Annotated in this window: 12 protein-coding genes; 6 read left to right on the plus strand and 6 right to left on the minus strand. The window is 70.2% G+C overall.

The features are described from left to right. Together VF330_RS00560 and ligD are read right to left on the minus strand one after the other, a co-directional pair. On the minus strand, positions 1-563 hold a 563-nt coding region (locus tag VF330_RS00560), incomplete at its 3' end, for a class I SAM-dependent methyltransferase (RefSeq protein ID WP_330849453.1). Between the two features lie 71 nt (positions 564-634). After that, the gene (gene ligD, locus VF330_RS00565) at positions 635-1645 is read right to left on the minus strand and encodes a non-homologous end-joining DNA ligase (protein ID WP_330849454.1); all 1011 of its coding nucleotides are present in this window, start codon (positions 1643-1645) and stop codon (positions 635-637) included. A 148-nt stretch (positions 1646-1793) separates the two neighbouring features. On the opposite strand from ligD, the gene VF330_RS00570 reads away from it, so the two are divergent. The 6 genes from VF330_RS00570 to VF330_RS00595 all read left to right on the plus strand — a co-directional run bounded on the left by VF330_RS00570 (position 1794) and on the right by VF330_RS00595 (position 6379). Then, complete coding sequence (locus tag VF330_RS00570; protein WP_330849455.1) at positions 1794-2387, plus strand: TetR/AcrR family transcriptional regulator; 594 nt, start codon at positions 1794-1796, stop codon at positions 2385-2387. 76 nt (positions 2388-2463) lie between these two features. Next, a complete protein-coding gene (locus VF330_RS00575) occupies positions 2464-3153 on the plus strand; it encodes a type 1 glutamine amidotransferase domain-containing protein (protein ID WP_330849456.1) in 690 nt (229 codons plus the stop codon). A gap of 105 nt (positions 3154-3258) precedes the next feature. Then, a complete protein-coding gene (locus VF330_RS00580; protein ID WP_330849457.1) occupies positions 3259-4041 on the plus strand; it encodes a DinB family protein in 783 nt (260 codons plus the stop codon). A 96-nt stretch (positions 4042-4137) separates the two neighbouring features. After that, the gene (locus VF330_RS00585; RefSeq protein WP_330849458.1) at positions 4138-4533 is read left to right on the plus strand and encodes a GntR family transcriptional regulator; all 396 of its coding nucleotides are present in this window, start codon (positions 4138-4140) and stop codon (positions 4531-4533) included. Then, positions 4530-5417, plus strand: coding sequence for an ABC transporter ATP-binding protein (locus VF330_RS00590; protein WP_330849459.1), 888 nt, complete (start codon positions 4530-4532; stop codon positions 5415-5417). Before VF330_RS00585 ends, VF330_RS00590 begins: the two co-directional genes overlap by 4 nt. Next, positions 5414-6379, plus strand: a complete 966-nt coding sequence (locus VF330_RS00595; protein WP_330849460.1) for an ABC transporter permease subunit — start codon at positions 5414-5416, stop codon at positions 6377-6379. The genes VF330_RS00590 and VF330_RS00595 overlap by 4 nt, the downstream gene beginning before the upstream one ends. A 28-nt stretch (positions 6380-6407) precedes the next feature. Here the strand turns inward: VF330_RS00595 and VF330_RS00600 are convergent, their stop codons facing one another. The 4 genes from VF330_RS00600 to VF330_RS00615 form a co-directional block, all read right to left on the minus strand. Then, positions 6408-7646, minus strand: coding sequence for a CynX/NimT family MFS transporter (locus VF330_RS00600; protein WP_330849461.1), 1239 nt, complete (start codon positions 7644-7646; stop codon positions 6408-6410). A 47-nt stretch (positions 7647-7693) separates the two neighbouring features. Then, complete coding sequence (locus VF330_RS00605; RefSeq protein ID WP_330849462.1) at positions 7694-8971, minus strand: glycosyltransferase; 1278 nt, start codon at positions 8969-8971, stop codon at positions 7694-7696. Continuing rightward, positions 8968-11223 (minus strand): glycoside hydrolase domain-containing protein, encoded by a 2256-nt coding sequence (locus VF330_RS00610; protein ID WP_330849464.1) that lies wholly within the window; start codon positions 11221-11223, stop codon positions 8968-8970. Before VF330_RS00610 ends, VF330_RS00605 begins: the two co-directional genes overlap by 4 nt. A gap of 63 nt (positions 11224-11286) precedes the next feature. Next, positions 11287-11880, minus strand: coding sequence for an XRE family transcriptional regulator (locus tag VF330_RS00615; protein WP_330849463.1), 594 nt, complete (start codon positions 11878-11880; stop codon positions 11287-11289). Between the last annotated feature and the right edge of the window lie 208 nt (positions 11881-12088).

Below are 12088 nucleotides of genomic sequence, written 5' to 3' on the forward strand. Positions count from 1 at the left end.
TTGCCCTCGCCGCGTTCACCGGCCGCTTCGACCATGCCCTGGATCTGGACCGCGAGCAGGTGCGCGAGCTGGTCGTGGGACGCGGGAGCCAGGTCCCACTCGGCGAAGCACAGCCGACGCGCCCAGGGGCGGACCCTGGCCAGGGTTGCGCGCAGTTCGTCGAGCGAGGCGAAGTACCACGAACACTGGGACAGCACGACGTGGTCGAACGTGTCGTCCGGAAACGTCTCGGTGAGCACGTCGAAACCGAAGCGCAGGTCGATGCGTTCACCGAACGGGGTCGCGCGCAGGAACTCGGCGGACTCGGCGAGCGTGACCGGGGCGCCGTAAGCCGGGTCGGCGATGTCGACACCGACGACGTGGCCGTGCTCGCCGACCGCGGCGGCCAGCACGGCGGTCATGTCTCCCTGCCCGCATCCGATCTCCAGCACGCGGTCACCCGGCTGGACGTCCCAGCCCTCCACGAGCCCGGCGCGGAAACGAGTCTGCACGAGCTGGACGTCAGGATGAGCGACACCGGTGGCCATGGCACGCGCGACCGCCGCCACATCAATCCTGTTCACAGTCCTCCCAGCAACGAGCCCGACCAGCGATTTCCGCACGATAGCGTGAACCAGGTCCCACGCGAACGTGATCAAGGATCTAGCAGCGCCTGCTGCGTGACGGGAAGCACCACGCTGACCGGGTCTCGGTCGGGACGCATCCCGCGCCAGGCCGGGTGCCGCAACCGTCCGTCCGACGTCCACTGACGGAACTCCACCTCGCCCACCAGCCTCGGTTCCACCCAACAAGCATCACGCGCATGCTCGCGCGGCACCTCGAGACCGAACGGGCTGGCGGACCGCCCCAGCTTCTCCAGCTGCCGTTGCAGGTCGACCAGCACCGTCTGGCTGAAACCCGTGCCCACGTGACCGACGTACACCAGCCGGCCCTGCCCGTCATGAGCACCGAGGAGCAACGAGCCGATCCTGCCCGCGCGGTTGCCCTGCCCGACCCGCCATCCCCCGATGACGACCTCCTGCGTGTAGCGGAACGGCGTTTTCACCCAGGCAGGTGACCGCCGGCCAGGCTCGTACCGCGACTTGACCCGCTTCGAGACGATCCCCTCGAACCCGTACTGGCTCGCCACCCGCAGCACGTCCACCGGCTCGGTGTCCACAAAGGTCGGTGGTACCTGCACGGCGTGGTTGCCCGGCAGCGCGAGCTCGACGAGCATCGCCCGCCGCACGTCGTACGGCACCGACAACAACGACCGGTCGTCCAAGTGCAACAGGTCGAACACGAAGTAGGCGATCCGCGGCCTGGTGCGACGCAGCTCGCGCACGCCGGAGGCCTTGTTCCGCTGCTGCAGCAGCCCGAAGTTCGGCCGGCCCTCGTCATCGAGCGCGACGATCTCACCGTCGAGCACCGCCGTCCGATGGCGCAGCAGTTCCGGCAGCACCTCCAGCTCGGGGAACCGCTCCATGAAGTCCAGGTCGTTGCGGCTGACCAGACGGATGCCGCGGCCCTGGCAGTGCGCCACACCGCGGTAGCCGTCCCACTTGAACTCCACCGCCCAGCCGTCATCGACCGGCACCTCGCCCGCGGTCGCGAGCATCGGCCGGATCACGTCGAGCGGTTCGCTCGCGGGCACGGCACTGGTCACCCGGCCACCTCCCTGAACGCGGCCCCACCGGTCATGGTCAGGGAGGACTGCTCGGATCGCACGTCGGGACGTCAGCAGATCGATGCCCGCGGACCGTTCAGACAGCGGCTCCTAGACGACTGGTCTACTAGCTGCTACGGTCGTTCCCATGCCGCCCGCCACACGCAGCACTGACACCCGTCAGAGCATCCTCGACACCGCTCAGCGGATCATGGCCCACAAGGGCTACTCCGCGGTCGGCCTGAACGAGGTGCTCACCGAGGCCGGCGTGCCGAAGGGCTCCTTCTACCACTTCTTCGCGTCGAAGGACGCTTTCGGCGAAGCGATGCTGAAGAGCTACTTCGCGGACTACGTCACGGACATGGACGGCGTCCTGACGCGGTCCGGCCAGTCGGCCGCCGAACGTCTGCTCGCGTACTGGCAGCAGTGGCGGCAGACGCAGAGCGTGGACGACTGCCAGGGCAAGTGCCTCGCCGTGAAGCTCGGCGCGGAGGTGGCCGACCTGTCGGAACCGATGCGCCTCGCCCTGAAGGCGGGCACCGACGCGATCGTCGACCGCCTGGAGCGGACGATCACCGCCGGACTCGAGGACGGCTCCCTGTCGATCGACGGTGAGCCCCGCCCCCTGGCGCAGGCCCTGTACGACATGTGGCTCGGCGCCAGCGTCATGGCGAAGATCCACCGCGACCTCTCGCCACTGGACGCCACGATGACGGTGACCCGCCAGCTCCTGCACCTGTAGGGCTTCCTGGATCCCGGAAGCCCTCGACAGCCGCGTGACCAGCACTAGTAGACCGGTCTAGTAAATGGAGGAAGTCATGAAGGTTCTCGTCGTTCTCACCTCGCACGACGAACTGGGGAACACCGGGCTCAAGACCGGGTTCTGGCTCGAAGAGCTCGCCGCCCCGTACTACCGCTTCAAGGACGCCGGCTGGGAGGTCGTGCTCGCCTCCCCCGCGGGAGGACAGCCGCCGCTGGACCCGAAGAGCAACGAGCCCGGCTCCCAGACCGACGAGACCCGGCGCTTCGAGTCCGACGAGGAAGCCCGGAAGGCCTTGGCGAACACCGTGCGCCTGGACTCGGTGTCGGCCGCCGACTTCGACACCGTGTTCTACCCCGGCGGCCACGGCCCGCTCTGGGACCTGGCCGAGGACACCGACTCCGTGCGGGTGATCGAAACGACCCTGCGCTCGGGCAAGCCGCTGGCTCTCGTGTGCCACGCCCCCGGCGTGCTGCGCCACGCGGTCAACGAGGACGGCACGCCGCTGGTGCGCGGCAAGCAGGTCACAGGGTTCGCCAACTCCGAGGAGGAGGGCGTCCAGCTCACCGACGTCGTACCCTTCCTGGTCGAGGACGAGCTCAAGAGCCTCGGCGGCGTCTACTCCAAGACCGACGACTGGAATCCTCATGTCGTGCGGGACGGGCTGCTGATCACCGGGCAGAACCCGGCCTCCTCCGCTCCGGCGGCCGACGCCCTCATCGAGTCGGTCAAGGCCGGCCGGGCGTAGCAGCCTGCCGCGTTGGGCCCGCACAAGTATCCGTAGCCGCTGCGCTCGTCGAGGGCTCGACCGGCGTTCTCGCCGCCGTTGCGAACGTGGCGCGGACGGGACCGGTTGGGCCAGACTGCTCCGGTGGTTTCCGAATACGTTCAGAGCGACCAGTTCCGCGGTGCTCGCATCCACCTGTCGAATCTCACGGGCCTGGAGATCCGCGATTGCGAGGTGGACAACCTGAAGATCGTCGACAGCTACGGCAGCGACGTCTACCTCGGTGGCTCCTTCGAGCGCCTCGTCGTCAACGACGTCGACGTGACCGCCTACGTCGAGGCCGAGCTCGACCGCCGGCACCCCGCGCGGGTGCTGGCGCGGGAGGCGGCGTCCCCGGAGGACTACCAGGCTGCGTGGGACGCCATCGAGACGCTGTGGGACGCGACGCTCGACCGGGCGAGGAAGTTGCCCGAAGCCACACTGCACGAGCAGGTCGACGGCGAGTGGTCGCTGGTCGAGACACAACGGCATCTGCTGTTCGCCGGCGATGCCTGGCTCGGCAACGCCGTGCTCGAGGAAGAAGCGGCCTACCACCCGTTGGGCTTGCCCGCCGGGGGGACGCCACCCGACGCCGCGGCGAGGCTCGGCCTCACCCTTGACGCCGTCCCGACGCTGGACGAGGTGCTCGCGCCGCGGCTGGCCCGCATGGCCGCGATGCGGCGTGTCGTCGACGGGCTCACCGCGGCCGAGCTGGACCGGGTGTGCGGTCGCAAGCCGGCGGACATGTATCCCGAACAGGAGTACGTCGTGCGCCGCTGCCTCAAGGTGGTGCTGAAGGAAGAAGCCGAGCACCACCGTTACGCGGTGCGCGACCTCGCAGTGCTCGAAGGTGCGGCTGAGCCGCAGTAGCCGCCGGGCGGTTTCCCCGCCGAGCAACGACTCGGTCGCGATCCGGACCAGCTTTACTGCTTTACTATGTTCCTAGTAAAGCAGTGAGGAGCTGCCGTGTTCGTCTTCCGGCTCGACACCCACTCCGGCGTGCCGCCGTACCTGCAGCTCGTCCAGCAGGTCCGCCAGGCGGTGCTGCTGGGCTTCCTCCAGCCCGGTGACCGCCTCCCGCTCATCCGCGAGGTGGTCGAGGACCTGGCGATCAACCCCAACACCGTCGCCAAGGCCTATCGGCAGATGGAACAGGAGAACCTCGTCACCGGCCGGCCCGGCCAGGGCACGTTCGTCGACGAGCAGCAGTCGGCCGCGGTGCCGGCGTCGACGTACACGTCGCTGCACCGCGGCCTGGCGACGTGGCTGCGGCGCGCCTACGCGGCCGGGCTCGACGAGCAGGCGGTCAACGCGCTGTTCGCTTCCGTGCACCAGCAGACGCGGAACGAGGGCGTCGCGTGACGGCGGACGGGTTCGCGTTGCGCACCGACGGGGTGGGCAAGCGGTACCGGAAGGGCTGGGCGTTGCGTGACTGCACGCTGGACCTGCCGGTCGGTGGGGTGATCGCCCTGGTCGGGCCCAACGGTGCGGGCAAGACCACGTTGTTGCGGCTGGCCGTCGGGTTGCTGGCGCCGAGCACCGGCACCGTGGAGGTACTTGGTCACGACGTCACGGCCAGCACCCCGCACACGTTGTCCCGCATCGGGTTCCTGGCCCAGGACCACCCGCTCTACAAGCGTTTCACCGTCGCCGAGATGCTGCGGTTCGGCCGGGCCTGCAACCTGCGGTTCGACCAGGGGCTCGCCGAGCGCCGACTGGCGAAGCTCGGCATCCCGCTCGACCGCCGGACCGGCACGCTGTCCGGTGGGCAGCAGGCCCAGGTCGCGCTGGCGCTGGCGTTGGCGAAGCGGCCGGACCTGCTCGTCCTGGACGAACCGGTGGCCAGCCTGGACCCGTTGGCGCGGCACGAGTTCATGCAGGTCCTCATGGGCGCGGTGGCCGAGGACGGGGTGACCGTCCTGTTCTCCTCGCACGTCGTGCACGAACTGGAGCGCGTCTGCGACCACCTGGTCGTGCTCGACCACGGCCGGGTCACGCTCACCGGGGACATCGACACCCTCCTGACCGAGCACCGGCTGCTCGTCGGCCCGCGCACGGCCACCGATCCCGATCTGGGCGGCGCCGTCGTGGAAGCCGTCCACAGCGACCGGCACACGACCCTGCTGGTCCGCGACGGCGGACTCCCGGCCGCGCCGGGCTGGCAGGCCCAGCAGGTCTCGCTGGAGGACCTGGTGCTCGCCTACCTGCGCCGGCCGTCCGAGCTCACGCCGGTGAGTGCGGCATGACGTGGTTGATCTGGCGCCAGCACCGGACCGAGGTCTGCGTCCTGGGTCTGCTCGTCGGCGTGTTCGGCATCGCCCTGCTCGTGCTCGGAAGCCAGGCACACGGCCTGTTTCCCGGCGGTGTCACGACGTGTGCGGGAGAGGCCCGTTTCGACGACGCCTGCGCGGCGGCCTTCCGCCGGCTCGACGACGAGTACGGGTTCGTCGAGAACCTCCTGGCGGCCTTCTACCTGGTTCCCGTCGTCGTCGGCGCGTTCCTCGGCGCGCCGCTGCTCGCGCGGGAACTGGAGGACGGCACCTGGCAGCTCGCCTGGACGCAGGCCGTGCCCCGGATGCGGTGGCTGGCGGCCAAGCTCACGGCGCTGGCCGGCGTCACCGTCTTGCTCACCGGGCTGTTCACCGCGGTGCTCACGTGGTTCCGCGAGCCCTTCGACGTGTGGGAGGGGCGGTTCCAGTACGACGCCTTCGACCTCCAAGGGCTCGTTCCGGTGGCGTACGCGCTGTTCGCGTTCGCTGTCGCCACCGCCGCCGGGGCGGTTCTGCGGCGCAGTCTGCCCGCGTTCGGCGTCGCGTTCGGGACGTTCCTCGCCGCACGTATGGGAATCGCGCTGCTGGCGCGCCCCGCGTACGCCACGCCGCTCACCACCGTGGAACCCGTCCCCGCGTCGAAGGCTCAGGCCGGGCACGTGCCGGGTGTCGCCGACTGGACGATCGACCGCGGCTACGCCGACGCCGCCGGACGCGGGCTGAGCTCGGCCGAGTACTCCGAACTGGAGGCCGCCGCCGACCGGGCCGGCACCGACCTCCCCCGGTTCCTGCACGACCAAGGCGTCCAACGGGTCGAGGTCTACCACCCGGCCGACCGGTTCTGGACGTTCCAGTTCATCGAGACGGCACTGTTCGTCGGCGTCGCGGCGATTTTGCTCGGTGTCGTGGTGTGGCGGATCCGGCGCCGCATGATCTGACGATGACTGGTTTTGGTCAACACTGAAGCTATGAAGAGCAATGGGCGCAGCGGTCGAGCTCGTCCTCGACGAACGCGGGCCTCGCGAGCGTGATCGCCGGGATGATCGTCACGAGGATGACGGCGAGCAGGAACAGCAGCGGCAGAGTCCACCCGCCGCTCACGTCGCGCAGCAGCCCGACGAGGAACGGACCGAGCGCGCCCAGCGCATACGCGACGCCCTGGGCGAAACCGCTCAGCGCCACGGTGCCGCCGGGCGTTCTGGTGCGGTCGTTGATGAGCACGAGGCAGATCGGGAAGAGGATCGACCCGGAGCCGATCAGCAGCACCCAGAGCAGCGTGAGGGTCGCGGGGACGAACAGCAGCCCGAGATAGCCGAGCACGAAGCACGCGATGCCGGTCGCGACCAGCCGGCCGACGTTGCGCAGCCGTGCGACGAGCAGGGGCACGACGAGTGCGCCGGGCACGCTGATGAGGCCGGTGACGGCGAGCAGCACACCGGCCTCGGTCGGCGTCGAGCCGGCGACGTCGCCGAGGATCTCGGGCAGCCAGGCGAAAGCCGCGTAGGTGCAGATGGTGCTGGTGGAGAACAGGACGGTGATCGACAGGGCGACGCGTGACCGCCACAGCCGCGTGACGGCGGCGGACGGCGGGGGCTCGACGGCGGCGTCGTCCGTGAACTGCCGGCGGCGGTCCCGCACGATGACGGCGATCCACGGGACGAGGGCGACCACCGAGGTCGCCGACCACATGCCGAGCGCGAACCGCCAGCCCAGCTGTTCGGCGACCGGGGCGACGACCGCGGCGGGCACGGCCGTGCTCACGCCCACGATGCAGCCGTAGACGGCGGTCAGCAGCGCCACCCTGTCCGGGAAGTAGCGGCGGACGATCGGTGGCAGCAGCACGTTGCCGATGCCCGTACCGGCGAGCGCGACGACACTGCCGACGAGCAGCATCGCGAAGTTCGGGGCGAACGCGCGCACGAGATGGCCGAGGGTCAGCAGGAGCAGCGCGACGACGATGCCGCCGTCGAGACCGATCCCGCGGGCGACGTACGGCGCGATGAACCCGAACACGGCCAGCAGGATCGGCGGCAACGTGCCGAGCAGTCCGACGCCGACGTTCGACATCGGGATGTCCACCCGGATGGCACCGATGACGGGCGACACCGCCGCGACCGCCTGGCGCAGGGTGAGTGCGACGAGCGCGATGCCCAGCAACGCGGCCACGCGTCCTGCCCACAACGGACGGTGGCGGCGCTCGGACATCCTCCGACCCTAGGGTGTCGAAGCGGCTCCCCCGGGAGGGGGATGGATCATCCCGTCAGAGCGACACCTGCCGCGGACGTGGCGAAGAGGCCGTCGAACACCCGGACGCGGTCGAAGGACAGGGCGTACTCGCGGGCCCGGTCCGCCATGAGGTTCCGTTCCCCGGCGGACAGGTCGAGCACCACCCGGTCGATCGCGGCGGCGATGTCCGCGGCGTTCCCGGCCTCGACGAGGACGGCCGTCTCCCCCACCGCCTCGCCGACACCGCCGGTGGTGGTCGTGATCACCGGTCCGCCGCCGGCGAGCATCTTCTCGGTCAGCGCGATGCCGAACGTCTCGACGAAGTCCGGTTCGGGCTTGGTCGGCAACGCGTACGCGGCGCAGCCGTTCATCAGCAGCGGCTTCTCCTCGTCCTCCACGTCGGTGAGGTAGACGACCCGGTCGTCGTGCCGGGTGATCGCCCGGAGGTGCTCCAGTTCGGGGCCGTTGCCGGCGACCACGAGCTTCAGCCGCGACCGGGCCCGGCACTGGGCGAACGCGTCCACCAGGTCGTAGACGCCCTTGGCGCGGGTCACCCGGGACAGGAACAGCACGTACCCGTCGCGTTCCAGGCCGCGCCGCTTCAGGGCGGCGTCCACGAGCGCCGGGTCGAGGTCGAGGTACGCCGAGGTGTCGACCGGCGGGTAGCTGACGGTCAACCGGCGCACGCACTGGCGCGCGAACCGGGTGCCGCAGTGCGCGTCGACGGCCTCCGCGCAGGCGATGATCTCCTGCCTGGTGTACTCCGACACCGCGACCACCTGGTCGTTGGCGAGGAACCGGGTGAACAGCACCACGGCCGCCCCGAACCGCTCCTCGCGCAGGCACGAGCGGATCACGTTGGTGACGTCCGAGCCGACCGCCTTCGCGATGGTGTGGACGTCCGGCGCGTACCCGGCCGCGCGGGCCGCGTCGACGGCGTCGCGGACCACCGCGTCGTGCGGAGCGAGGTACATCGACACGCACGTGGTGGGGACCGGTTCGGCGAGCAGCTCGACCAGCCGTCCCGTCAGCCCGGCGAGGTACCGGCCGTCGGGCACGCGGTAGTCGCCCACGGGTTCCGGCCGCTCGACGGTGATGCCCTCGCTGTAGGGCAGGATCCCCTCCAGCGGTTTGAGCGGCAGGCCCGCGGCCTGCAGCACGGGGATCGGCCACGTCAGCAGCCGGACGTCGTCGAAGCCGCGGGTGAGCGCGACCTCGGCGAGGTTGCGGGCCTCCCCCGAGTGGCCGCAGATGACCGGGTCGGCTCGGACCACGATGACAAGACGGCGGCGTGGCCTGGTCATGGGCGAGCCCCCTTTCCGAGCGGGTCGGACACGGATGGCGGCAGGATCTTGCGTCCCCAGTCCGAAGGCTGCGGGCCGAGCTCGAGCAGCAGACGGCCACCGGCGTGGACGTCGGACGCGCGCAGGTGCGCCGCCTCCAGCGGCTTGCCGTTCAGCTGGGCGGACTGCACGTACTGCGGTGGCGGGTCCGCTTCCAGCCCGTCGGAGCTGATGGACGTCTCGCGGTGCCCGCGTGTCTCGATGACGAAGTCGCGGTCCCCGAGGTGCAGGGTGGCGCGGCTGAAGGCGGGCGCGTTGACGAGGAACAGGTTCTGCCCGGCGACCGGGAACAGGCCGAGCGAGGCCCACACGTACCAGGAGCTCAGCCCGCCGGAGTCGTCGTTGCCCGGCAGGCCGCCGCGCCCGGTGCCGAACTGCCAGGTCAGTGCCGCGTGCACGACCTCGGCAGTGCGGTCCGGCCGGCCCGCGTAGTGGTAGGACCACGGCGCTTCCATGTCCGGCTCGTTGTTCAGCCCCTCGAACCGGTTGAGCAGGTAGCCGGCCGCCATCTCCGCCGGGCTCGGCCGCTTCCCCGGCTGCATCACGCGCGGGGCGCCGTAGCCGAAGAACGCGTCGAGCGTGCTGACGAAGGCGTCGTTCCCGCCGACCATCGCGATTCTCGAGGCCATGTCGTGCAGCAGCCGGAACGAGTAGTTCCACTTGCCGCCCTCGTAGAACGACGAGTCGAGGAGCAGGCCGGTCTCCGGGTCGAACGCGTTGGACCACAGGCGGCTGCGCGCGTCGAGGTCGTCGGCGAGCTGCACGTCGTTCAGCGACCGGGCGACGCCCGCGGTGCAGTGGCAGGCGTAGGCGAGGTCGAGCGTGTGCGAGATCGGGTGCACGACGCCGTGCTCGTAGAACTCCTCGCCGTACATGCGGCGCAGGTCGTCGTGCATGTGCACCAGCGCCCAGGTCCAGTCCAGGTCGCCGATGCCCAGGGCGTGCGCGTCGGCGAGCGCGGTGTGCACGAGCGCGCTCGCCTGCCGGAAGAACCTGTCCGCGCCGCGGGCCATCCGGTACCCGATGGGGAAGTTGCCCTCCTCCTCGCAGACCCGGATCAGCGACTCCAGCAGGTCGACCGCCCGGTCAGGGCACAGCGCCATGAGCAACGGCAGCTGGGTCTTGTAGATGTCCCACATCGTGCAGATGTCGAACACGAAAGGCCCGGACGACGGCCAGAACGGGCTCTCGTCGTCGGCGAAGCACGGCTTGGTCAGCGAGTGGTAGAGCGCCGTGGCGAAGACCTGCCGCCGTGCGGGCGACCCGCCCTCGACCTCCACCCGCCCCACGTGGTCGCGCCACCGTTGCGCGGTGTTCGCCCGGACGACGTCGAACGCCGTCGCCCCGCTGCCGCATTCGCGGTACAGGTTCTCCCGCGCCTGCTCACACCCGCGCAGGGAGAAGCCGATCTGGATCTCGACGCTCTGCCCGGCGGTGGTGGGGCCCATGAAGAGCATCCCGAACGGGCGCAGCGTGGTCTGCCTGATGCGGTCGAAGTCGAGTCGCGTGCCGCCCTCGATCAGCCGGCGGTCGTGCCACAGCATCTGCCGCCAGCCAGGGCTGTCGACCTTGATGTAGACCGACAGCGGCACGCCTTCGACGACCACCGTTCCCTGGGCGCAGCCGTTGCCGAGGCTCTCCACGTGCGCGCGCAGCGGCACCGTGCGGCCGAGGTCGATGGCGAGCCCGCCGCACGACAGGTCGACGACGAGCCGTGCGCTGCGGTGTTCGGGGAAGACGTAGCGGTGGACGGCGACCTTGGCGCCGACGGTGACCTCGCAGCGGATGCCGGTGTCCAGGGTGGCCGCGTAGTAGCCGGCTTCGGCGGTCTCGTCGTGCAGCGGCCACGCCTCGCCCAGGACGTCCAGCGGCTGCACCATCGGGGTCACGCGCACGTAGTTGTAGTACTTGCGGATGGCGCCGGTGCCGGACTGCTGGAAGTGCGTGAACCCGGACGCCTGCAGCCGGTCGAACAGCTCCTCCGGCTGGCCCTCGGTGTTCTTCGCGTAGAGGCCGTACCCGGTCGGGTAGGCACCGGAGTAGGCGCAGGCGGACACCATGCCGAGCGGGGACGTCGCGCCGGGGTGCGTGTTGCCGACCTGCGCTTTCGGCCACCACCAGGTGGCCGCCAGCCCCTGCGCCGCGGGCAGTGAGGTGGCAGCCGTTCCGATGAATGGATCAATTTCTTCGAAGATGACCAGACGGTAGGTCAGCGCGGTACCACGTTGGTTTCCACGACATGAACAAGTGGGGCGGCCGCCGGGAGGCGTGCGGGCTCACTCGGCGTCGGCCTTGTGCTGCGAGTGCAGATGGGTGCGTTGCCCGTCGTGGTCGAGGATGACGAGGACCTCCGCCGCGTCGCCGTAGGCCCGGAGCGCGTGCGGGATCATCGTGGAGAACTCGGCGGCCTGACCGGTCTCGACGCGGATGACGCGCTCGCCGAGGACCAGCGCGACGGTTCCCGACAGCACGGTGAACCACTCGCGGCCGGGGTGGACGCCGAGCTGGGCGCCTCCCGGTCCGTGGGGCTGTTCGGTGATGCGCATCTTGGCGACGGCGACGCCACCGGGCGCCGACCCGCGGCTGAGCAGCCACGTGGTCAGTCCGCGCCCCTCGTCGCGTTCGGGCCGGATCACGACGTCCTCGTCGTTGATGCTCTCCACGAGCTGGTCGATCGTGGTTCCCAGCGCTCCCGCCAGCGCGCTCAGCTGGTCGAGGCTGATGCGCTGGCGGCCGGTCTCGATGCGGCTGAGCCCGGACGGGCTGAGGTTCGCGCGTTCGGCGAGGTTGTCCAGCGACCACCCCTTCGCCAGGCGCAGACTGCGGATACGCATGCGGACGATGTTGTCCAGGTCACCTTCTTGCGTCACGTGCAAGACTATATGCGACAGATGCAAGGAACTTCTACCGTCGAGGTGTGACCACAGGAAGCAACACCTCTCACGCCCACGCCGGAGCCGACGCCGTCGCGATGGCCGAACTGCTGGAGCTGGACGCCGATGTCCTGCACGCGCACCTCACCGGACTGGTGGGCTGGCTGGCCGAGCTGTCCGACGCCGAGCCCCGCCGCATCGTCGA

The sequence above is a fragment of the Lentzea sp. genome (assembly GCF_036380075.1).
Lineage (GTDB): Bacteria > Actinomycetota > Actinomycetes > Mycobacteriales > Pseudonocardiaceae > Lentzea.